Genomic DNA, 23,533 nt, shown 5'->3' with positions numbered 1-23,533 from the left:
TTTTTAGGCTGAAATCATAAGCTAGGACTTGATTGTAAAGTTTCATCGTGTAAAATAAAATTTTACTAGATGTTATTTATGAGAAAATCGATTTATATACAATCTTTTATTTTCATAGCTTTAAAAAATATCATTAATGACTTTCTTTCCATACGCTTTTTGAGTTCAACTAGTGGAATTATATAAAACATGTTAAAATAGAATGTACTACAAACACGTTCAAATAGAAAACTTACAGGTTGGGGTGCGAAAAATGTCGATTGGCAATACGTTGAAAAAGTATTTTAGTAATCATGCGGAAACAGCTGAGGCTCATTTTGATCCAGCTTTACGAACGCATTATTATAAGACAACGAAGGAAAAAGCACTTGCGATATTAGAGAACTATTTCAGTAATCATGGAACATATGAAGTAAATGCAATTTCTCAGGAACACGGGGAAATAAGTGTAAACCGCACGAAGGGAAAAAAGGTATTTATTGTGGCAACTGTGATTATGGTAAGACCATTTCATACAGCAATTGATTTTTCAGTTACGACTGAATCGATTATGCCATTTGATTTAGGATATAGTACGAAAGTAATTGCACAGCTATATGAAAAGGTGAATACGGAATTGCCCTTAATCGACGATAAGTATCGAAGAGCGTGAATGAACGGACGAATGGGGTTGAACGAAAATGCGATGTTCGAATTGCCAAAATAAGAATACAAAGGTTTTAGATTCCCGACCAATCGAAGAGGGAAGATCCATTAGAAGACGCAGAGAATGTGAGAAATGTGGTTTTCGCTTTACTACATTTGAACGGGTCGAAGAACTTCCACTAATTGTCGTCAAAAAAGATGGAGCAAGACAGGAATTTTCCCGTGAAAAGCTAACACGAGGTCTTATTAGAGCATGTGAGAAACGACCAGTGCCATTAGAAACAATGGAGGCCTTGGCTTTAGATGTAGAAAGAGAGATGCGTAATTCAGGCATGTCCGAAGTATCCAGTCATGAAATTGGTGAACTAGTAATGGAGAGATTAGCTAAGGTTGATGAAGTTTCCTATGTTCGGTTTGCTTCGGTATATAGGCAATTTAAGGACATTACCGTCTTTTTAGATGAATTAAAGGATATTATTAATACGGATAAAAACAAATAGTCCTTGGAAGGTTGCTCAAAAAGTCCGGTGAAAATGACACATCGAGATCAGTAGATCTTCGACTAAGTACGACAGGTCCTGTGTCGAACGTCGAAGTCACGACATCCTGTGGAAGCCCGGTACTCAAAGCGTCGCCGCCTCGAACTTCTCGGTCCTTTTCATCCTCCTTTTTGAACAGTTATTTGTAAGTTACTTATTTGTAAGTATAGAGGTGTGTGAAACATGAATTTTATTGGACAAATCTTGCCGGTGGACGGCTATATCGTATCACAAAAAGAAACGTTGCCGGTAGACTATGCCAAATCATTGACCCATCTGTATCAGCCATTGCTTGGTATAAAGGCGATAGCACTGTACCAAACCCTTTTGCATGACATCGATTTAAATCAGGAACAAGCTCCACAGACACATCATACGTTAATGAATTACTTGGACCTTCCTTTAGATGAAATCTTTCAAGCTCGATTGAAACTAGAGGGGATAGGTTTGCTGAAAACCTATAAGCAAAATTGGGAGTCAAGTGATTTATATACATATGAATTACAGAGCCCATTTGCGCCAAGTAATTTTTTTAAAGATGCGATGCTTTCTCAGCTACTGTATCATCATTTAGGTGATCAAAAATTCGAGCTGTTGAAAAACTATTATGGAAGGCAAACAACACCAGGATATGGTGTAAATATTACAGCTGCCTTTAGTGAAGTATTTCAAACCTTTACGCCATCTGCAGAAATATTAGAAGTGGATGATAATAGGGGAGCAGAACCTAAGGAAGATACGGAAACAACTGATTTTACTTGGATTGAACAAATGCTGAAACAACGAATGGTTCCTCATGCAAAAGTATTAACCACGGAAAATCGTCGTTTGATTTCGCAAATGATGGTTTTATACGAATTAGATACGCATGAAATAGACAAGTCTTTACTTTGGGCGCTAAACGATGAAAATCGATTGGATACAGAAGAATTTAAAACAGCTTGTCATGATTTGTTTAAGGCAAAAAATCACCAAAAACCAATCCGACTTGCCAAAAAAGTTGACGTCTCAGAAACAAAGCAGATTTCGGATAAACCGAAAACCAAAGAGGAAATCCTCGTCGAAAGATTAGAGACGATGTCACCAAAACAGCTTTTAGAAGATTTATCGAATGGAAATCATGCCTCTGAACAGGATATGAAAGCTATTCGTGATGTTATGACAACTCAGGGTCTGCCTGGTCCTGTAATGAATGTACTCATTCATTATGTACTGCTACAGACGAACATGAAATTATCAAAGGCATACCTTGAAAAAATTGCTAGCCACTGGTCGCGAGCGAATATTCAAACTGCTAAAGAGGCAATGGTTTTTGCGAAGAAGGAGCAAGCAAGCTTCCAAAATGCTGTAAAACGTAAAACTGCTTATAACAAAAAGCCGGTTTCGAAGGAAGTAATACCAGATTGGTTTAAAGATAGAAAGCATAAGCAAGAAACACAACCAGCAGCAAATCAAAACGTCGTGATGACAGAAGAACAGAAGCGAATTGCTGCCCGACTTAGACAATACTCCAATGGAAATTAAATTTATGTAGTGTTAGGATGATGGCATTGAAACCAATACAATCCACATTAAAGGCATGGATGCAAAAGAATGAAAGCTTTAAAGATAATTATGTCAAAATAAGAAATGAAGTACTGAATGACCCTGAAATCAAGGAGTTTCTCTCCCTTCATCCCAATCTGTCACAAGAAGAGATTAATAAAAGCCTTATTAAACTTTATGAATATACAACACAATCAAAACAGTGTGACCAATGTGCTTCATATGGATCATGTAAAAATATGGTTCCTGGCTATTCGCCAATTTTACATGTGGAAAAAGATGAAATTAGACTATCTTATGAAAAGTGTCATAGCAGGGTTATGTATGAGAAGGAACGGGAACAGCAAAAATTGATTCAAAGTTTGCATGTTCCTAAAGAAATACTTCAAGCTTCAATGGTAGATATTATCAATGATGAGAGTAGAATTGAGGCTATTGCAGAGTTGCTTGACTTTCTAGATCAAGCAAAAACAAAGCTTCCAAGCAAAGGTCTATATTTTCACGGTCAGTTTGGTGTAGGAAAAACATATTTATTAGGTGCACTCGCCAATGAATTGAAAAAGCTTGGTTTATCGTCAACACTTATCTACATGCCAGAATTTGTTCGAGAAATAAAAGCTTCTTTTAAAGATGACTCGACAAACGAGAAAATTGATTATTTTAAGAAAGCAGATGTGCTGATGCTCGATGATATAGGTGCAGAGCTGCAATCGGCTTGGTTCCGTGATGAAATTCTCGGTTCGGTTCTTCAATACCGTATGATGGAGCGACTACCTGTATTCTTTACGTCGAATTATGACCTCGAACAATTGGAATTACAGTTAGCCACAACCAAAAGTGGAGTAGAATCGGTAAAAGCCGGCAGAATTATAGAACGTATTAGACAGGTGAGTAAACCTGTGAAAATGGATGGGCCAAATCGGCGCTTATAAAGTCTGAGGAAATAAACCCTCGGGCTTTTTGTTTTTCAAGAGAATATCTCTAGCAACTAACACTCCAAGTTAAAATAAGACCTGTTATCAAGCCAGTAATCTGTATGATTTAAAATATTCCTGTTTTAAATTTCGCACTTTATTCATTTTTTCAATTGTTTGTCCATATAATGTAACAGTTTGGTCGTGGATGAGGGTGATATTGATTGCTGGAGGTATATTTTGAATCAGACAAAGAAGTAATTAGCTTTTGTGAACATTTATTTCGCAGTCATAAACAAATTGAGTTGAATTGGAAAACAGATGATAAGTGGGGGAATCATCTGCAGTTTAAGGAGCATGTAGCTACAAAGGAATTGATGGATGCCATTACAGATACAATGGCAAATGTGTTTATGACTCACCGGTTACGTACAATGGTAAATCGAATTATTCAGGAGCACTACTATTATACGAACAATGAAGAGATCGAGCGAATTCATGATCTGACCTATTGGATTATAACTGGTGAGGATGAAGAAAGTAAGCGGCTTCGAGAGAACAAAAATCATCATGCATTTTTAAAGTCTTTATTTACTGAAAGCTTAAAAGAGAGTTTTGTTATTCACTTTGATTCCATCGTGAATTTCCGTTTGAAACCATTTAAGGATAAACTTATTTATTTTGTTGGCTTAGCAATTGATGAATTCAGGCGAGAAGAAGACCATCAAGCGTTTGTGGACATGCTTCGGGCATATGTGGAGAAGAAAGAACCAGGTTTACCAGTTATTCATATATTACAAGGAAGTGACTTTGCCTTTTTTAAACAAAATGGGAAGCAGATGACAAACATAGAGCTACGGGTTTTAATGAAACAGGAGCCACTCTATATTGTTGGCCTGCATGACAATGAATTTAATCTTGCGCCACTAATTGCAATGGCACCTGAAAAGCTAAAAATTTATGGCGATGATCCTGCAGAACCGAAAACATTAACGGTAATTAATGTTTTCCAAGAAAAAGTGGATTTCGAACCAATTAGCAATTTTCCTTTTCCTTATTATTTGAATAAATGATTTATCTAGTACTTGATTTTCCTCGAATGTAAAGCTATAATACACATTATACAATTGGAATGAATGAAAAGTATTGAGAAGGACATGATTATTTGCATTCGTATAGCTATGAAGAGAAGGAAGTCAAAGGCTGGAAGCTTCCTCTATACAAACAAATAATTACCACCTTTGAACTCTGTCAGTGAACCTAAAAGTAATTGACAGCGTAGCTTCTGCGTTAAAGAATGAATGAAGCCGTAATTAAATTACGGGAATTAGGGTGGAACCACGATGTATCCAACACTCGTCCCTTTGCATTAAGTGCAGAGGGATGGGTGTTTTTTAATTTGTATCCAAAAAGCGGAAGTTCCTTTAGTTGCTGGGTGCTAGAGTGGACGTGGCTGTTTTGGCAGCTAAATTATTCGTATCATTCAAATTTATAGGTTTAAACGAGGAAAAGGAGTGTTTCAATTGGCAGAAATTATCATTACATTTCCCGATGGAGCTGAAAAGAGCTTTCCGCAAAGCACAACAGGGGAAGAAATCGCAGCATCCATTTCATCAGGGTTAAAGAAACAAGCATTAGCAATTAAACTGGATGGTGAGCTTGTAGACTTACGCCGTGGACTAGAATCTGGCGGGAAGCTTGAAATCATTACGTACAAAGATGAAGAAGGCATCGAAGTGATGCGTCATTCAGCTGCGCATTTGCTGGCACAAGCTGTGAAACGACTTTATAAAGATGTGAAGTTAGGTGTAGGTCCTGTCATCGAAGAAGGATTCTACTATGATATTGATATGGAACATACCTTAACTCCAGAAGATCTTCCGAAGATTGAAAAAGAAATGAAGCGTATCATCGATGAAAATTTAGAAATTAAGCGCGTAGAGGTATCACGTAATGAAGCCCAAGTTCGATTCCAAGCTATCGGTGATGACCTAAAGCTAGAATTAATTGATGCGATTCCTGAAGGTGAGCAAGTAACCATTTACGAGCAGGGTGAATTTTTTGACCTATGTCGCGGAATTCATGTCCCATCTACGAGTAAAATCAAGGCATTTAAATTACTAAGCATCTCTGGAGCTTATTGGCGTGGAGATAGTAACAACAAACAATTGCAACGTATCTATGGAACTGCATTTGAAAAGCCAAAAGAGCTTGAAGAACACTTACGTATTTTAGAAGAGCGAAAAGAACGTGATCATCGTAAATTAGGAAAAGAACTCGACTTATTTACGGTATCACAAAAGGTTGGTCAAGGATTACCATTATGGTTACCAAAAGGAGCAACTATCCGTCGCAACATAGAGCGTTATATTGTTGATCTGGAGGAGCGTTTAGGATATGATCATGTCTACACTCCAGTACTGGGAAGTAAAACATTATATGAAACAAGTGGACACTGGGATCATTATCAGGATGATATTTTCCCGCCAATGGAGATGGACAATGAAACGTTAATTCTTCGTCCGATGAATTGTCCGCATCATATGATGGTATTTAAAAATAATTTATGGAGCTACCGACAACTTCCTGTTCGTATTGCAGAGCTTGGTACAATGCATCGTCACGAAATGAGTGGAGCACTTGCAGGGCTTCAGCGTGTTCGTGGAATGACGTTGAATGATGCGCATATTTTTGCCCGTCCAGATCAGTTGAAAGATGAATTTGTCCGCGTTGTTGAATTAGTTCAAAAAGTATACAAGGACTTTGGTATTGATAATTACTATTTCCGACTTTCTTATCGCGATCCGGAAGATAAAGAGAAATATATCGATAATGATGAAATGTGGGAAAAAGCACAAGCAACTTTAAAAGAAACAATGGATGATATGAACCTTGAATATGTGGAAGCAGAAGGTGAAGCAGCGTTCTATGGTCCGAAGCTTGATATCCAGGTAAAAACTGCTCTTGGAAAAGATGAAACACTATCAACGGTTCAATTGGACTTCCACTTACCAGAACGTTTTGATTTAACTTATATTGGGGAAGATGGAAAAGAACATCGTCCAGTCGTTATCCACCGTGGTGTTGTTTCTACAATGGAACGTTTTGTTGCATTCTTAATTGAGGAATATAAAGGTGCATTCCCAACTTGGCTTGCTCCTGTTCAAGTGAAGGTTATCCCAGTTTCTCCACAAGTACATCTTGATTATGCAAAAGATATTGTAGACAAACTTAGATTACAAGGTGTACGAGTCGAATTGGATGAACGCGATGAGAAAATCGGCTATAAAATCCGCGAAGCACAGACACAAAAAGTTCCATTTGCCCTCGTATTAGGCGATAAAGAAGTTGAAGGAAATGCTGTGAGCTATCGCCGTTATGGAGAACAAAAAACAGAGTCACTTGCATACGATGATTTTGAAGCACTTATTAAAGAGGAGATTGCAGAGAAAAAATTAAGAAAGTAAGGTATTTTCAGCGTAAAAGTTCTGTAGAAAACCTATTTCTTTGTATTGTACCTGCACTATGCTATACTAGAATTAATAGAAAATGTGTATCTTCAAAAAAAGTTGACATAAATGATAGATAATGATACACTAACAAAGTTGATAAATTGAATGATCTTAAGACAAGTAGAAGCACCCGCTTCTCACCTGATTGACGCCGTTATGGTAGTTGACGGGTTCCGAACTCTTTTTTATAAAGTTATTGGAGACGTGTGGGTGCATGAAGTGCCCACACTTTTTTCATGCATAAAATCTTGTCAAGATAGATCAGTAACAAAAATATTTGGAGGTGGCTGGCTATTAGCAAGGATATGAACGTCAATGAGAAGATTCGTGCGAGAGAAGTACGACTTATCGATTCAAATGGTGATCAGCTGGGAGTTAAAACACGTCAGGAAGCATTGGAAATTGCACAAACACGCAATCTCGACTTAGTACTTGTTGCTCCAAACGCAAAACCACCAGTGTGTCGTATCATGGACTACGGGAAATATCGATTTGAGCAACAGAAGAAAGAAAAAGAAGCACGTAAGAAACAAAAAGTAATTAATATTAAAGAAGTTCGCTTTACTCCAGGAATCGGAGATCATGACTTTGAAACAAAGTTGAAAAATGCTCGTAAATTCTTGGAAAAAGGGGACAAAGTGAAAGCAGCAGTTCGTTTTCGTGGGCGTGCAATTACGCATAAAGAACTTGGTCGTGAAGTGTTAGATCGCTTTGCAGAGGAAGTTAAAGATATTGCTACAATTGAAACGAAACCGAAAATGGAAGGTCGTAACATGTTCATGATGGTTGCGCCATTAGCTGAAAAATAATCTAGCTTATAGTAAAGTGTTCAAGTTAAAATCTTTTTAAGCTGAGGTGCTTGAACCAATTCAAGGAGGAAATTATTATGCCTAAAATGAAAACTCATAGCGGAACAGCGAAACGTTTCAAACGTACAGGTTCTGGAAAATTAAAAAGATCTCATGCATATACAAGCCATATGTTTGCAAACAAATCTCAAAAACAGAAGCGTAAATTGCGTAAAAGTGCAGTGGTTTCTTCAGGAGATTTCAAACGTATCAAAGCAATGATACCTAAATAAGTTAAAAAATAAACGAAACGATTGAATATATATTGTTTTACAATTGTACTAGGAGGGAATTATTATGCCACGTGTAAAAGGTGGAACAGTAACACGCAGACGTCGTAAACGCGTCCTTAAATTAGCTAAAGGTTATTATGGAGCAAAGAGTACTTTATTTAGAGTTGCAAAACAACAAGTAATGAAATCAGGTCAATACGCTTATCGTGACCGCAGACAGAAAAAACGTGATTTCCGTAAATTATGGATCGCACGTATTAATGCTGCTGCTCGTTTGAATGATATTTCTTACAGCAAATTAATGCACGGTCTTAAATTAGCAGGAATTGAAGTAAACCGTAAAATGTTGTCAGAGCTTGCTATTAATGATGAAAAAGCATTCGCACAATTAGTAAGTCAAGCAAAAGACGCTTTAAAATAATGATATTAAAGGGGCCAAATCCGAATTATGCTTGGATTTGGCCTTTTTCTCTTTATAACAGAATACATAGACAAAAACTCGAATATCAAGGAGGAACGAGAATGGAAGAACATAGCTCGTTTATTATGTATCTAATTAGTGTCAATATCATAGGCTTTATCCTAATGTATATTGATAAACGAAAGGCGATGAAAAAGCAATATCGCATTCCAGAGCGAACGTTTTGGGCATTGGCTATTCTTGGTAGCGCACTTGGAACATATATCGGTATGAAATTATTCCGTCATAAAACAAAGCATCGCTCCTTTATGATTGGTATGCCAATTTTATTCATTGTGAATATCGTTTGCTGTATCTATATTTTCTTCTTTATGTCATAAAGGCTCGTCTCTTGTCATATACATGTACTGTAAGCGGGGATGGTGCCGGGCATGATTTGGTTTCAGGTTGGTGCAAGACCAAGGAGGTTGTTTATGGAGTTATTTGGGAACTACGTACTGGCTTTTGTTGAGATGGGAGGTTTATTCGCACCGCTTTTCTTTATTTTATTCCATTTACTTCGGCCATTGTTTTTCCTGCCAGTCGTATTTATTTGTATCTCTGGTGGTGTATTATTTGGCCCGATGGCAGGTACCGTTTACTCCATTATAGGCATTACGTTATCTAGCATGTTTTTCTATCTAATGATTGACCGCATGCCGAAATCATTAGATCGGCTAATTCGTGTCAAACAGAAGCTATTGGGAAAGCATGGAGAATTGAACACGTCACAGGTTACCTTACTTCGGCTCATACCGTTTATCCATTTCCATCTGTTGTCACTTTGCCTTATTGAGGTTTCCTCAAGTTTCAAAGGGTATATGAAATCATCCTTATTATCCAATATTCCTTTAGCAGCGATTTATACCTTTATCGGTGGTTGGTTGTCCAACCTAACTCCACTTCATCTCTTCGTATTTTTAGTAACCTTATTACCACTGCTGTATATTTTAAGGAGCAAAGAAATTATTATTAAATGGCAGGATTTCTTCCCGATATCCGAACATGAAAATCACTCATCTATTAAAATATAGGTGAGTGATTTTTTTTGCCATGCATAAACGATCTGTAATAACCCCAATGAATGAAGTTTCACTTTATTCAATCGGTGTCAAAATTAATTCATTGATTGGATGTTTCCACGTGATTTTTGCATATGGATAATGAATCAGGATTTCTTTCTCTAAAAAATATAAATCATCTCTTGTAAAACCACGTAGCTCGATTGGATCCCGTACAGTAATATGGATATCAACTACTTCAAAAGAATCTTCTGTTGTTCCAAGATATTTTTCACCATCAAATAGGCAGCCTTTATAAACAAGCTGCAAGTTTCTCTTGTTATCATACGTATCATCGTGGAAAAAGAAGTCATTGGATTCCTTAGCGATCCGCACCCTTCTTTCAGGATTACGAATATATTGAATCCACGTATAGACGAGGAGAACTAAGGCAATTACAATTAAAACGCGGAATAAAAGAACTACAACCATGTCACATCGTCTCCCTGTTTTTACTTTTAGAAACATAAAAAGCCTTTTAGATGTTCATACGAACTAAGGTCGAGATAGGTTTCACTTATTTTAAAAAAACATGATACAATATGGAAGCGTACTAAATCTAGCTTGAATCAGGACTTTCTTCTTTAAAAGATCTTACCAGTATACATATATGAAATAACATAACACGTTATATATAATTGACTGGCATAAAATATGAATAAAATGGGGGATAGAAATGACACATACATTAAAAATTAAGCTAATCCATGAAGATGCGAAAATGCCATACCGCGCGAATGAAGGCGATGCGGGCTTAGATTTATTTTCAATAGAGGAAGAAATTATCAAAGCTGGAGAAACTGCATTAATACGTACAGGAATCCAGATGGAATTGCCGAAGGGGACAGAAGCACAGGTTAGACCGAGAAGTGGGTTAGCTTTAAAACATGCTATCACGGTATTGAATAGCCCAGGAACAATTGATGAAGGATATCGAGGAGAAATCAAGATTATTTTAATTAACCATGGAAAAGAAGATTTTAAAGTAGAAAAACAAATGAGAATAGCTCAGATGGTTATTGCTCCGGTCCTAAAAGTAAAACTAGTTCAAGAGGAGGATGCATTATCTAGCTCTGATCGAGACAGCGGAGGTTTTGGTTCTTCTGGTGTATAAAAGTAAAGCTAATAAAGATACCCCTATTTGACGTTGTTCGTTTGATACATACTTTTTTAAAAAAGAGATACATTAGTAGAAGTAGATAAAACGTATTCAGGTTTGTGGTTTTCTTTATGAAGCGTATAATGAGTAGTACATAAACTAAACACGGGAGGTTTTTTTACATATGACCAAGTTAGATGAAACGCTAACCATGCTTAAAGCCTTAACGGATGCAAATGGCATTCCGGGTAATGAAAAAGAAGTAAGGGACGTATTTGAATCCTATATTCGTCCACTTGCTGATGAGGTAACAGTAGATAATCTTGGAAGCTCGATTGCTAAAAAAGTTGGCAAAGCGGATGGCCCGAAAATTATGGTTGCGGGTCACTTGGATGAAATTGGCTTTATGGTTACGCGCGTTGATGATAATGGTTTCGTTTACTTTCAAACGGTTGGAGGCTGGTGGAATCAAGTTATGCTAGCACAGCGTGTTACCATTATGGGAAGTAAAGGAGATATAACAGGTGTTATCGGCTCAAAACCTCCGCATATTCTAAGTGCAGAAGCACGTAAGAAGCCATACGAAATTAAAGATATGTTTATTGATATTGGGGCATCCAGCAAAGAGGAAGTAACAGAATTTGGTGTGAAGCCAGGCGATTCGGTTGTACCTTATTTTGAATTTACACCAATGAAAAATGAAAAATTATTGCTTGCAAAAGCATGGGACAATCGAATTGGACTTGCAATTGCCATCGAAGTATTGAAGCGATTAAAAGATGAAGAACATCCGAATGTTGTCTATGGTGTAGGTACGATTCAGGAAGAGGTAGGCTTACGTGGAGCAAAGACTTCAGCTCATGCAATTCAACCCGATATCGGCTTTGGTGTTGATGTAGGAATTGCCGGAGATACTCCTGGAATTAAAGAGAGTGATGCAGATAGTAAACTCGGAAAGGGTCCACAAATTGTCTTATATGATGCTTCCATGGTATCCCATAAAGGCTTGCGTGATCTTGTTGTGAAAACTGCTGATGAGAAGAATATTCCATATCAATTTACATCGATGGCAGGTGGGGGCACCGATTCCGGATCCATTCATTTAACAGGACACGGAGTACCATCCCTATCTATTACGATTGCAACACGTTATATTCATTCCCATGCTGGCATTTTACATCGAGATGACTTCGAAAACGCAGTAAAATTAATTGTGGAAGTGATTAAGAAATTAGATGCAACCACGGTTAGAGAGCTTGCATTAGCATAAATAGATGGACTTTTTTATATACACATGCTTTTTGACTTTTGTAAACTCGGAACAGGCAGATTTAAGCCAGGTTCCGGGTTTTTTATTAGCAAATTACTCGTTAGTTATAATTTGTAACTATTGACAGTAAGAAATGTACATGTTATATTTATATTGAATTAAAGATGTTTTAATTACGATATATTCTTAACTACATGGAGGAATTATAAATGAACCAGTTACAAGGGATGCACCATGTTACTGCCATTACAAGCAGTGCGGAAAAGAACTATGAATTTTTTACTTTTACATTAGGAATGCGTCTTGTTAAAAAGACAGTTAACCAGGATGACATTCAAACCTATCATTTATTCTTCGCAGATGATGAAGGAAATGCTGGAACAGATATGACGTTCTTTGATTTTCCGGGAATACCAAAAGGAGTTCATGGAACAAATGAGATAGCTAAAACATCCTTCCGCGTGCCGAGTTATGCAGCATTAGAATATTGGGTAAAACGTTTCGATCGTTTAGAAGTGAAGCACACAGGTATTAAAGAACAATTCGGTAAAAAGACATTATCATTTATTGATTTTGATGAACAGCACTACCAGTTAATTTCTGATGAACATAATGCAGGGATTGCTTCAGGTACTCCTTGGAAAAATGGGCCAATTCCATTAGAGTATGCAATTACCGGATTAGGACCAATTTTTGTCCGAATTGCTCAATTTGATTATTTTAAAGAGGTGCTTGAAAAAGTATTCGGGTTTAAAGAAATTGCACAAGAGAAAGATTTTCATCTATTTGAAGTTGGAGAGGGTGGAAATGGAGCACAAGTAGTTGTTGAACATAATACCGTGCTTCCGGTTGCTCGTCAAGGCTATGGTACAGTACACCACGCTGCCTTCGCAGTAGAAGATCGCGCTGAACTCGATGAATGGAACAAACGCATGCAGGGATTTGGCTTCCAGACGTCAGGCTTTGTTGACCGTTTCTTCTTTGGATCGCTTTATGCTCGTGTTGCACCACAAATTTTATTTGAATTTGCAACAAAGGGACCTGGATTCATGGGCGATGAGCCATATGAAACACTTGGTGAAAAATTATCATTGCCGCCATTCCTTGAGAAGAAACGTGAACAGATTGAAAAAATGGTGCGTCCAATTGATACAGTGAGAAGCACTATTCAAATTGAAAAAGAATATGAATAAGAGTTGAGCACGGCTGTGATGCAGCCGTGCTTTTTACGATCTAATTTATAATTTTTAAAGTCAGTATAGCTGATAATGAATTGTAAAGATTAACAAAAATTCCTGTTCAACTTAGCATTTTTTATTAGAAAACGAGCATTTAGTAAATCTTTTAAAGGATTTTCTTAAATAAGTAGTTTAATGTAAACTGAATTTATATAGGAATGATGTATGGAGGTGTGTGAAAAATCTACTTAAATTAACGGAGAGAAGAGTTGAACATGGAAATATATTTTTTACAGTAGTTATTGGAGGTAATAAAGAAATGTCTGGAATTACATTTTTAGCGTCATCCAAACCTTTTATAATACCAGATGAAATTCAAGATTATAATAATCAGACTATTTTTGAAAAAATGGAAGATTGGGTAAGTCTATCGGTGAATGAAGTAGATAATTCTGTATGGGAGCAATCTGTAGTAGGACTTTTTACAATGCCTTACATTTATGAGATATCTGGTGCAAATAATAAATTGTTTTTATTATATCTTGAAAAGTATATGGAAGAAGGAGATGTTTTGGAACTTATAGATATTCCAGATCAACACGCCTTCGAATACTACAAGAGAAAGTTATTAGAAGAGACTGAACCGATTATAATTAATGTTGGAAGTTTCACTTATCAAAATAAAAATGGAAAATATCAGTTAAACCCTAAAAGATGGGTAGAGGAATTAAGTTACAAAAATTACTTAACTCAATATGGTGTCACAACAATTGTAAAATATTAGGTCAATACTATCTGTCATACCGTATTTGGTTTTGATTTTGATTTTGATTAAGTATTATTTATATAAAGTAATTAAATTTGTTCTTGGAGGGATTAGAATTGAAGAGACCAATTAGAGTTCAGATAGAGGGCAGTATTTATGCAAATAACAGTGACGATTTAACACAAGAAGAATTTTTAGATGCGTTTATTGAATTTGTTGAAAATAGAGGTTGGAGTTTTGGTGGAGGTAGTTTCCAAATCGATGAGGAGGGAAACCATATAGATGATATCGAATAGATTGTTTCACTAACGGGTGCAAGAGTGAAGCAAGACTTGGTTTTTGCTGGTGTAGCAATTTGGTTATGGGCTAATCCGATTTATTTTTAAAAAAATAGAAGTAATAATCAAGGTATTGACGCCGTTCCACTATACCAGCTAACATCAGAAAAGATTGTACTGCAATAGCCTGTGCCCCTGAATTAGTGCGTCCTTTTAGAAGTAGTTTTACATTATCATTTTTAATTCCGTAATAATAGGGTATGTATTTATAGTAATTAGAAAAAATACAAACTGAACGAGATAGGGAGAACAAATATATGGCTTATATTTTATTAATTATTGGCTTTGCATTGTTGATAAAAGGTGCTGACCTTTTTGTTGACGGATCTTCCAATATTGCTAAACTGTTACGGGTTCCGTCTATTTTAATCGGCTTAACCATTGTGGCTTTTGGAACCAGTTCACCGGAAGCAACTGTCAGTATTATTGCAGCACTGGAAGGAAATGCAGATGTTGCACTGGGGAACGTAGTTGGAAGCAATATTTTTAACATTACCCTTGTTGCTGGCGTGGCAGCTTTCTTATATCCTTTGAGAGTTGAAAATGAGACTATTAGAAAAGAAATCCCATTTACCTTACTCGCAAGTGCGGCATTGCTAATTCTTATGAGTGATATTGCATTGCAAGGATCGGGTAGCAACTTGCTGACACGCAATGATGGATTTATCTTTTTATTGTTCTTATCCATCTTTATGTACTATGTAATTGAAATTGGACTTAAAAGCCGAAAAGATACAGCAGACGAACCAGTCACTGAGGAGATCAGCTGGGGTAAAAATATATTAATTACCATATTAGGGTTGGCTGCAATTATATTTGGAGGGGATCTGGTAGTAGCTAACGGTACAGAAATTGCTTACTCTCTTGGCATGAGTGAAACATTGGTGGGGTTAACGATTATTGCAATTGGAACATCCCTTCCTGAACTTGTTACTTCCGTCTCTGCAGCACTGAAAAAAGAAAGTGAAATCGCACTCGGCAATATTGTCGGGAGTAATATTTTTAATATCTTATTTGTGCTTGGTGCCTCGGCTTCTATCTCTCCATTAGCGGCAAATGATAAAATGTTTATTGATGTCATTCTTATGATTGCACTGACTATTATATTATTGGTATTCTCAAGAACCAGCTTCAAAGTTGGAAAGCGGGAAGGATTAGTGCTTGTCGCCGCCTACATTATTTACTTAGTGTATATTATATTACGGAATTAATGAAATAGCCGTTCATTTTTTATAGGCGTAGTTCTTGATATACATGCAAGATTGTTAGCTTACCCGGATAATATACTTATATAATACAAACGGACGCAAAAGTTAAACGAAGCGAATATTAGAACAGTCGCTTTTTTCTTCGAGGGTTATTGTTTGAATAGTATGCTATTATTACAAAAGGAGTTATCTTACTAGTGGGCAGAAGAGTTGAATACGACACCGACACAAGAGGAAATCTATAGTGTTGATTAGGCTTTTTAGATAGTATAGTGATATTCAAAGGAGAGAAAGCCCTTGGATAAATTATTAGTTTTCTTAATTATTGTAATAGCAGTGGTCTTCGATTACTTTTGGTTGGATAGGGAAGGAAAACGTTGGAGTTGGACGAAGAATTGGACCAAGTTTCAAAAAGGGTTATTGTTTTCTGCTTTTTTAATTCTAGCAGCAATAACCTACATGTTATCGTACCTCACAAGTTCTACACCATAACTACTCATTTCTTATAAGTGTTAACTTACACTAATAGGAGGAGCTATGAGCGTTCTTAAAGAATGGCCACCCAACTACCATTTGAAATGCTTGCTCTACAGGGAAGGTTTGTACTCGAAAGCATCTCCCCATAATACAAACCGATTCTCGGCAACATAAAAAAGGAAACTCCAAATCATCGGAATTTCCTTTAAAATAAATCTAAGCAAGATAACTCCCCATAACTTTTCGAACGTAATTTTGTGTTTCATTAAACGGTGGAATACCTTGATATTTTTCTACATTTCCTGGACCAGCATTATAAGCTGCTAAAGCAAGTTCAATGTTTCCGTTATAACGTGTAAGCATTTGGCTTAAATACTTTGTACCACCATCAATGTTCTGGCGTGCGTCATAGGAATTCGTTACACCTAAGCCTGCTGCTGTTCCTGGCATGAGCTGCATCAATCCTTGCGCGCCAGCAGAACTTTTTGCCATCGCATTGTAATTAGACTCATGCTTAATAACAGCGTGGATCAGGTTTTCATCAACCCCATATTTTTGTGCTGCTTCGGTTATATGCGCTTGATAATTCGTAGGACCTGGCTGATCACTATAGTTTGGTGCAGCAGCCACAACGTTATAACTAATATCTGGTTTTGCATTGTATATATTATATGGCATGTTGTTTCGATAATCTGTAGGTATGCTATTCAGTCGTTGCGCTTGATTTATTTTCTCTAATAATAACTGTTGAAAGGGTATCGCCGACGTTTGGCTGGGTTCTGATAACGTTGCAGCAGAATTACCTGACATAATCGATAGTGCTTGATATTGTATCATTTGCTGTAAATCTCGTATTTCCATCGGGAATCACTCCTTTCCAATCCTTCTATCTATTATTTTACGATTAGTGGACAGGTTTAGCAATACTAAAATGTGACAATTTGTTTATTTGCTTCCTTAAGCAGATTCTTATAAAATGGATCTTCTCCAATACAAATAATGCTATCACAAAGCGTGCTGATCTCATCCATATCATGAGAAGTATACATAATCATTTTATTTTCCTTTATCGCGAGATTTTTCAGGTGATTACCAATTTCCTTTCTGGATTTCAAATCGATGCCAACGGTTGGCTCATCAAGAAGCAACAGGTCGGGATCATGGATTAAACTAATCGCCATGTTCAGCTTCCGTTTCATTCCACCGGATAACGTTTTAACAGGTTCTTTCCATTTATCCAGCTCCATATCCAGACAAAGCTGTTGTAATTCTTGTTTCGACCTTCTTTTCCATGAAAGCTTTTCAAAAAAGACCATGTTTTCTTCGACGGAAAACTCTTCCCAAATTGCAATATCCTGAGGAACATAACCAATCTGCTTACGTACCTCTTTTCGTTTTTCACGGTATGACTTTTCATAAAGTACAATATTACCGTTTGTAGGACTTGCTAGGGTAGCCAGAATGTTTAATAACGTAGACTTACCCGCGCCATTTTCTCCAACAAGACCAATAATTTCACCGGGCTGCACGGAAAAGGAGATTTGGTTTAAAATTAGTTTTTTTCCATAGGATTTTGTAATCGATTGTACTTCAAGCATTTAATTTCTCTCCTTTTGCAATCCAGATACTAACTAGGGCAAGGGGGACTAAAAGCCATGGATTCCAGAATGTTTGATCCAAGAACGGTTGAATCGGGTTAACATCTAACAACCAGGGAAAACGTTTTGTCAGTCCATCGATAGGAAGTATAGCCCCGCTTAAAATAATTAAGAATAAGACTAGAATAAATGAAACACTGTAATAGAAGTAGCTGTTTTTAAACAGTAATGCTAGTAAAAAAGCACTTGTACTGATAAGAATTCTAAATGAAATAATTGCGCCAATCAGGTTGAAATCGATACTTTCACTGAGCAATTGTTTAAAAACAACGATACTTAAACCGTCAAATAACAAGAAAGCTATTACATAAAATCCAAGATTTTGGATTGCATAATTTTTATACGTAAAACGCATAAAAGCAAAACGCGGCATAAGTCCTGGACGCCGCTCTTTAATCAGCCAATCGGTCAATAAAAGCGTGGATAAGATGCTGAAAATCGCCCACAGTCCCCATGTATTTAAAATGGAGATGTCATTCTTCATTCCTACGCCTTCATCATTATAAAAAGAAAATGTCGTGGCAAGTAAATTTTCCTGTGCTTGAATTTCATTTGTTTTCGCAATAATTTCATCAAAAGAAACCATTGCTTCAGGTTGTAACCTTTCTTGCAAATCGGTAATGGTATGAGCTGCTTTCACTTTTCCCGTGTCCTGCTGCACATAGGAAATAAGCATTTCTCGAATTGGTGTATAGGCAAAAGAAAGGTTGGATTGATAGCTCGTTATAAGGCGATTACGACTGCCGCGTAAAATCTTTGCTTCATATCCGTCTTCTATTATAAATGCACTATCCAATTCATGACTTTCGATCTGACTGCGCGCTTCTGATTCGCTCAATTCATAGACGCGTAGAAGAGGGGAAGATTTCATTGTTTCAAGTAATGAATTTGCAAGCTCGCTATCTTCTTTAACTACCATACCAATCGGGATTTTACTATCCTCCTGTACTACATTTGTAATTTGTATCATACAAACAGTCGCAAGTATTGGAAGGAGAAACCAAAATAGATGGGAAATCCAGTGTTTCTTCCAGTGCATCAATCGAGTATGGATGATTGACATCATATGGCAACACGCTCCTTCCAAATTGAAATACTAGTCAATATGAATGCTGCAGCAGCGTTCATTAGAAGGAGGGGAATATAATCTGCATAGAGTCGGTTGTTTAATAAAATATCTTGTATCCAGCTTAAAGCTTCATATGAAAATAAATAGGGCAGCAGATTTTGAATCCACAATGGATAGTAAATAACTGGAATAATCGCACCGCTTATGATAATGGACACAAACGTGAATACGGATTGTACGAGTAATCGAAGCTTATGTGACTGGGTAAGTGATTCGATAATAGCAAGACATTGCACGAAAATTCCACTATATAACAATGTGAGTAACGTAATTCGAATGTAATCCTCCAGAATAACGGTTTCCACCAAGATAGTTTCTAAAGCGATAAAAGATAGCCCAGCAAAGGATGCTGTAACGATGATGGTAATAAACAATTTTGCGATTGTCTGCTGAATTTCGAGTACACCATAAAGTCGCATCCGATTTTTTAGACGTGTTGGATTTTCTTTTGTAAAAAAAATATAAATGGCTAAGAGCCAAATCGAAACAAGAATAAACCAGCTCCCGACAGTGAAATATTGAATGGGAGACGACGTTGCTAGGTTTGTGATTTCTCGTTCCATTAAAACGCGGTCACGTCCAACTGTATAGAATAAAAACTCCTTAAATTGCTCGAAAACAAAATCATTTCGCTCTTCATCATCCATATTGAATTCCCGTGCATAGGAATTAATTGCAAGAATATTTGCTTGTGAGGCACGTATGTGACGGGAAACACTTTCAATAAGCTCGTTTACCATAAGGCTTTCTGCATGTTGCTTTGCATTTCCGGTTACAGGAATCTCCACTGATTGCCCTTGCATTAGATGGCTTGTGAAATTATCCGGAAACGTAATGTAAGCACTGATTTCATTATTTTCTATGGCTGTTTTAGCTTCATTTTCAGTCATACTATGTATTTCTATAAATGATCCAAGTTGGGAAGAATGTTCGATAAGCTGGACGATCAGCTCAGTTTGTTCATTTTCATCTAAATTGACTAAGCCAACTTGAACGGTTTCATTCTCTGAAGGTATAAAATATGTAATTATAATTGCAGCAGCTAACCCGACAATAATAACCGGAAACATGAAAAGAAGAGGAAGTGATGACCACTTCCTCCTTAGCTGCATTAAATGATTTTTTATAAATAATTGTATGTGTCTCATGTAATGCATTGTGGCACGCTCGTTTCGTGTTTATAAATTAAAGGTAGTTTAAAAGCCGTTAGAACTAATTAGAATCCCATTCCGCCACTAGACATAAGGCCGAACAGCCATTGCTGGAAGCTTGGTGCTACATCGTTTTCAAAGTATTCCTGTAGTTCTGTAGTAGACATGCTACCTAAATCCTTCACATTATCATCACTCAATGTTTCAACAGAATCAATTGTTTGGCCTTCTGTATTCATATTTAATGTGAACATATCTTGACTTAAGTCTGGAGTCTCTAAAGAAATTTGATGTGCTGCATTCATTTTATCAGCTTCATATGTTGCATTTCCTGTCCAATACAAGCTTCCGCCGCCGCTAGCAGGATCTTCAACAGTGAACACACGATTAAATTCACGTGTACCATCTGCAAGTGTTTCTGTTCCGTCATAGGATAGAACAAAATCTTCAACTGTTAGATTGATAGAATCTGTAGCTTCGTTACCCTTCCAGTTCAAATCACCTGTAATATTCATTGTTCCTTCTTCGTATGCATCTGAGAATGCAACGTCATAATCAAAGAATTGATTTTCATCTGTTAACAATTGTGAACCAGTAATAGAAATTTTCGCTAGTTCCTCAGCATTCGTTCCCATTTCAAGAACGAATTCACGTTGGACAATCTTATTGTCAGCAATCCATAGTGATGATGTTAATCCATCTGGAATCTGCAATTCTTCTATACCATCTTTTGCTTCTGTGATACTAGCTTCAAAATCTTCAGTAAATGTATCCAATTCATCTTCCATATAGATACCGCCAAACTGCTGGGCAACCATTTGTTCCTTGATGATTTCTTTTAGTTTATCATCCTTTTCCATCTTATCCAATACAGTAGTTAAGATGTCCTTAAATTGCTGCTCAGTAAGGTGTAACTCAATTTTTTCGGAATTAATAGATTCGCCATTAACTTCTACCGTTTCATCGCTGCTTGTAAATGCGTCATCTGGCAATTCATCATAAATCAATTTAAAGTATTCATCTTCTATATGTGTTTTGTATTCTTCAGGGAAGATTTCTCCTGCACTTTCAAACAGCGTATCTAACCCAAGTGTTTCTTCACCAGTAAATGTTGCTGGATCTACTTCATGAAGGAGTGGACCAAAATCTTGATCATTTAATTGTAAAACTTCTTCTAAGAAAGGCACCCCAACCATAACTTTCTCATCTGTTACAAAAACTTGAAGATCATTTATCTCCATCCCAGCGATATTAGCTGAAATCCCAGTATAAACTTGTTTGTTTTCCATATCGGTTTGAGAATCAAGCTTTATACTAGAGTTGTTGATTAATGTTGCAGGATCCATGCCGTATCCCATGCTTCCTGCTGCTGGATCATTGTATTCAGCAGTTAATTCAAGTGATGAAGCAGTTTTGTCAGTTTGCGTTTTTTCATACCAGTCAAATTCCGGTTGATAACGTTCCTCCGCTCGTTCCACCATGTATTCCCACGTATCTTTTTCAGCTAGAAAATATGCATTTTTCGGAGAATCCTTAATTAGCATAAATGCTAAGGCTGTTCCTCCGGCTAATACGACAATACCGACAATAAGTGCAATTAACCCTTTGGAAATTCCTTTTTTCTGCTGTTCATTCGTTGTACCTTCCACAAACTTACCCCTTTCTTTTCCTTCCTCTTACTTAGTTTATTATGAATCTCTGAAACATATAATAACAAACTGTTTCAACTTTTTATATCATTTAAAAACAAACTAGTCAAATGGTGCTAAAAAAAATACGAAACATCGTAATCCAAAAGGCTTTTGATCGTTTTAAATTCAAGATAATTTAGTAGGTAATTCAACTTATTGAAATGGTATAAAAAGTAAAAAACAATCTGTGAAACAAGAAGTAATTATAGGAATCTTACCACTGGTTAGGTAAAAATACTTATTTTTATTTGATTTTACAGTTTAAAGAAAAAGTCACAGTTGAGGATGTTCAAGGGAATATGATGGATTTTATAAGGGAGGGGGAGGTGATTGACAACCTCCTCCGAATAGTTTCTTATTGTAAATTTTGTGTCGCGGCTTTAACACCTTGTTCTAATGCATCAACCATTTCTTTTTTATCTTGCTCTTCCGATTGATTCCAAATTAATTCAAATAGCACACCAAGACCGGGAAGCATTTTTTCTTCACCGTTTTGTATAGCGTCAACAATCGTTGACTCCAGTTGCTGCTGATCGTTGGTTGCGATATTAGACAGAATTGCTTTTCGTAAATTTAAATCCATATAGACACTCCTCCACTTTTCAAATTATGGATAGTTTGACCAACGTATATAAAAATATGTATGATGGATAAAGAAATAATAAGAAGGATGAAACCAATGATTACGTCAGTAAAAAATGAAAAAGTAAAACAATGGAAAAAACTCCATAAGCGAAAAGAAAGAACACAGGCTGGTGCGTTTCTTGTAGAGGGATTCCATTTAGTGGAGGAAGCGGTAAAGAGTAATTGGACGGTTCGTGAAGTTATTATACAGGAGGGGGTCGAGCTGCCAAGCTGGACAGACAACTATCCAGTCGTTTCAATTAGCGACAATGTGATGGCATACATCTCCCAAACTGCGGCACCACAAGGAATTATTGCTGTTATTGAAAGTCGACAACAGACACAGCGCAGTGGCAATCATTTACTCCTTATTGATTCGATACAGGATCCTGGAAATTTAGGAACAATTATTCGAACTGCAGATGCTGCAGGGATGGATGGGATTATGCTTGGAGATGGAACAGTCGATCTTTATAATGATAAGGTCATTCGTTCAACGCAAGGTTCTATTTTTCATATCCCAATTATTCATGCAAACCTGGGAGAGATGGTTTCAGCATTAAAAGAAGAAGGCTTTGCAATATGGGCAACAGCTTTAGAAAATGCGTCCAATTATAATGATATAATCCCAGGTAATAAAGTGGCGATTATATTAGGTAATGAAGGGGCTGGAGTACAAGCTGATTTGATTGAGCAAGCAGACAGGTCGGTAAAGATCCCAATCTATGGCCAAGCGGAATCATTAAATGTAAGTATTGCAGCAGGAATTCTTATGTATCACCTAAAAAGATAATCTTGCAAGTGGGTTCGAAATTATCTATAATGAATGTAATCTCAATATGTAAGCAAAGAAGGAGCTCGTTCCTATTTAGAATGTGATTCAGGGAGGAAATGCCTAAGACTGGGAGCATTTCTATCGCAATAATACGAACAATTCACTCTGGAGCTGGCACTTGGACCTTCAATCTGAAGTAAAGGTGTTCCGGATATAAATCCGTTATCAAGTTTAAGTTGGGCAGCAAACGTATGCTTTTCATACATACATTCTGTCAACAAGGGTGGTACCGCGAAATAATAAATAGCCTCGTCCCTTTTTGGGATGAAGGCTTTTTTTATTTGTACAAAAGCAACAGGTATTCCACTTAGATGGCGTGGTCGACTTGCCAAGTTTTTAAAATCACATATTC

At 36.8% G+C, this 23,533-nt stretch carries 26 protein-coding genes and 1 other annotated feature; of the genes, 19 read left to right on the top strand and 7 right to left on the bottom strand.

Going from position 1 to position 23,533, the window contains the following annotated elements:
* Positions 1-202: 202 nt before the first annotated feature.
* The 11 genes from NYE61_RS04180 (at position 203) to NYE61_RS04130 (ending at position 9,730) form a co-directional block, all read left to right on the top strand.
* Complete coding sequence (locus NYE61_RS04180) at positions 203-652, top strand: cytosolic protein (RefSeq protein WP_339316910.1); 450 nt, start codon at positions 203-205, stop codon at positions 650-652.
* Between the two features lie 28 nt (positions 653-680).
* Positions 681-1,145 (top strand): transcriptional regulator NrdR, encoded by a 465-nt coding sequence (nrdR, locus tag NYE61_RS04175; protein WP_303447406.1) that lies wholly within the window; start codon positions 681-683, stop codon positions 1,143-1,145.
* Between the two features lie 222 nt (positions 1,146-1,367).
* Positions 1,368-2,708, top strand: a complete 1,341-nt coding sequence (locus tag NYE61_RS04170) for a DnaD domain protein (protein WP_303447405.1) — start codon at positions 1,368-1,370, stop codon at positions 2,706-2,708.
* A gap of 26 nt (positions 2,709-2,734) precedes the next feature.
* A complete protein-coding gene (gene dnaI / locus NYE61_RS04165) occupies positions 2,735-3,661 on the top strand; it encodes a primosomal protein DnaI (protein ID WP_303447404.1) in 927 nt (308 codons plus the stop codon).
* A gap of 206 nt (positions 3,662-3,867) precedes the next feature.
* On the top strand, positions 3,868-4,716 hold the full coding sequence (gene ytxC / locus NYE61_RS04160) for a putative sporulation protein YtxC (protein WP_095307292.1): 849 nt from the start codon (positions 3,868-3,870) through the stop codon (positions 4,714-4,716).
* Positions 4,717-5,166: 450 nt separating this feature from the next.
* Positions 5,167-7,110: a threonine--tRNA ligase gene (gene thrS, locus NYE61_RS04155; protein WP_303447403.1), complete on the top strand. Its 1,944-nt coding sequence runs from the start codon at positions 5,167-5,169 to the stop codon at positions 7,108-7,110.
* A gap of 157 nt (positions 7,111-7,267) precedes the next feature.
* Positions 7,268-7,396 (top strand) — a sequence feature (ribosomal protein L20 leader region).
* 64 nt (positions 7,397-7,460) lie between these two features.
* The gene (gene infC, locus NYE61_RS04150) at positions 7,461-7,964 is read left to right on the top strand and encodes a translation initiation factor IF-3 (protein WP_118889054.1); all 504 of its coding nucleotides are present in this window, start codon (positions 7,461-7,463) and stop codon (positions 7,962-7,964) included.
* Between the two features lie 77 nt (positions 7,965-8,041).
* Positions 8,042-8,236 (top strand): 50S ribosomal protein L35, encoded by a 195-nt coding sequence (rpmI, locus tag NYE61_RS04145; RefSeq protein WP_095307287.1) that lies wholly within the window; start codon positions 8,042-8,044, stop codon positions 8,234-8,236.
* 64 nt (positions 8,237-8,300) lie between these two features.
* Entirely contained in the window at positions 8,301-8,657 is a 357-nt protein-coding gene (gene rplT / locus NYE61_RS04140; RefSeq protein WP_095307286.1) for a 50S ribosomal protein L20, read from the top strand.
* A gap of 101 nt (positions 8,658-8,758) precedes the next feature.
* Positions 8,759-9,037, top strand: a complete 279-nt coding sequence (locus tag NYE61_RS04135) for a DUF1294 domain-containing protein (protein ID WP_095307284.1) — start codon at positions 8,759-8,761, stop codon at positions 9,035-9,037.
* Between the two features lie 93 nt (positions 9,038-9,130).
* Positions 9,131-9,730 carry a VTT domain-containing protein gene (locus NYE61_RS04130; RefSeq protein ID WP_095307283.1) on the top strand — a complete coding sequence of 200 codons (600 nt, stop codon included), beginning with the start codon at positions 9,131-9,133 and terminating at the stop codon, positions 9,728-9,730.
* A gap of 63 nt (positions 9,731-9,793) precedes the next feature.
* On the opposite strand, the gene NYE61_RS04125 is transcribed toward NYE61_RS04130, so the two are convergent.
* Positions 9,794-10,189: a sigma-w pathway protein ysdB gene (locus NYE61_RS04125; protein WP_095307282.1), complete on the bottom strand. Its 396-nt coding sequence runs from the start codon at positions 10,187-10,189 to the stop codon at positions 9,794-9,796.
* Positions 10,190-10,433: 244 nt separating this feature from the next.
* On the opposite strand from NYE61_RS04125, the gene dut reads away from it, so the two are divergent.
* From dut to NYE61_RS04090, 7 genes are all read left to right on the top strand, one after another.
* A complete protein-coding gene (dut, locus tag NYE61_RS04120) occupies positions 10,434-10,871 on the top strand; it encodes a dUTP diphosphatase (protein ID WP_303447402.1) in 438 nt (145 codons plus the stop codon).
* A gap of 169 nt (positions 10,872-11,040) precedes the next feature.
* A complete protein-coding gene (locus NYE61_RS04115; protein ID WP_303447401.1) occupies positions 11,041-12,126 on the top strand; it encodes a M42 family metallopeptidase in 1,086 nt (361 codons plus the stop codon).
* Between the two features lie 209 nt (positions 12,127-12,335).
* The gene (locus NYE61_RS04110) at positions 12,336-13,319 is read left to right on the top strand and encodes a ring-cleaving dioxygenase (protein ID WP_303447400.1); all 984 of its coding nucleotides are present in this window, start codon (positions 12,336-12,338) and stop codon (positions 13,317-13,319) included.
* 220 nt (positions 13,320-13,539) lie between these two features.
* Positions 13,540-14,088, top strand: coding sequence for a hypothetical protein (locus NYE61_RS04105; RefSeq protein WP_303447399.1), 549 nt, complete (start codon positions 13,540-13,542; stop codon positions 14,086-14,088).
* Positions 14,089-14,186: 98 nt separating this feature from the next.
* A complete protein-coding gene (locus tag NYE61_RS04100) occupies positions 14,187-14,366 on the top strand; it encodes a hypothetical protein (RefSeq protein WP_095307275.1) in 180 nt (59 codons plus the stop codon).
* 299 nt (positions 14,367-14,665) lie between these two features.
* Positions 14,666-15,619, top strand: coding sequence for a calcium/sodium antiporter (locus NYE61_RS04095; RefSeq protein WP_303447397.1), 954 nt, complete (start codon positions 14,666-14,668; stop codon positions 15,617-15,619).
* Between the two features lie 294 nt (positions 15,620-15,913).
* Complete coding sequence (locus NYE61_RS04090) at positions 15,914-16,108, top strand: hypothetical protein (protein WP_095307273.1); 195 nt, start codon at positions 15,914-15,916, stop codon at positions 16,106-16,108.
* A gap of 201 nt (positions 16,109-16,309) precedes the next feature.
* Here NYE61_RS04090 and NYE61_RS04085 read toward each other — a convergent pair whose 3' ends face one another.
* From NYE61_RS04085 to sspI, 6 genes are all read right to left on the bottom strand, one after another.
* Positions 16,310-16,954: a lytic transglycosylase domain-containing protein gene (locus tag NYE61_RS04085; RefSeq protein ID WP_303447396.1), complete on the bottom strand. Its 645-nt coding sequence runs from the start codon at positions 16,952-16,954 to the stop codon at positions 16,310-16,312.
* Between the two features lie 65 nt (positions 16,955-17,019).
* Positions 17,020-17,691 carry an ABC transporter ATP-binding protein gene (locus tag NYE61_RS04080; protein WP_303447395.1) on the bottom strand — a complete coding sequence of 224 codons (672 nt, stop codon included), beginning with the start codon at positions 17,689-17,691 and terminating at the stop codon, positions 17,020-17,022.
* A complete protein-coding gene (locus NYE61_RS04075) occupies positions 17,684-18,817 on the bottom strand; it encodes an ABC transporter permease (RefSeq protein ID WP_303447394.1) in 1,134 nt (377 codons plus the stop codon). Before NYE61_RS04075 ends, NYE61_RS04080 begins: the two co-directional genes overlap by 8 nt.
* Positions 18,814-19,992 (bottom strand): ABC transporter permease, encoded by a 1,179-nt coding sequence (locus NYE61_RS04070; RefSeq protein WP_303447458.1) that lies wholly within the window; start codon positions 19,990-19,992, stop codon positions 18,814-18,816. Before NYE61_RS04070 ends, NYE61_RS04075 begins: the two co-directional genes overlap by 4 nt.
* Positions 19,993-20,096: 104 nt before the next feature.
* The gene (locus NYE61_RS04065) at positions 20,097-21,680 is read right to left on the bottom strand and encodes a DUF6583 family protein (protein WP_303447392.1); all 1,584 of its coding nucleotides are present in this window, start codon (positions 21,678-21,680) and stop codon (positions 20,097-20,099) included.
* A gap of 397 nt (positions 21,681-22,077) precedes the next feature.
* Positions 22,078-22,305 (bottom strand): small acid-soluble spore protein SspI, encoded by a 228-nt coding sequence (gene sspI, locus NYE61_RS04060; RefSeq protein ID WP_118889061.1) that lies wholly within the window; start codon positions 22,303-22,305, stop codon positions 22,078-22,080.
* A gap of 96 nt (positions 22,306-22,401) precedes the next feature.
* On the opposite strand from sspI, the gene NYE61_RS04055 reads away from it, so the two are divergent.
* A complete protein-coding gene (locus NYE61_RS04055; RefSeq protein WP_095307265.1) occupies positions 22,402-23,139 on the top strand; it encodes an RNA methyltransferase in 738 nt (245 codons plus the stop codon).
* The last annotated feature ends 394 nt before the right edge of the window (positions 23,140-23,533 follow it).

It is taken from the genome of Oceanobacillus sp. FSL W7-1304, assembly GCF_037969805.1.
GTDB lineage: Bacteria > Bacillota > Bacilli > Bacillales > Amphibacillaceae > Oceanobacillus > Oceanobacillus profundus.
The sequence above is the reverse complement of the archived record's forward strand: the minus strand, read 5'-3'. Positions and strand labels throughout refer to the sequence as shown.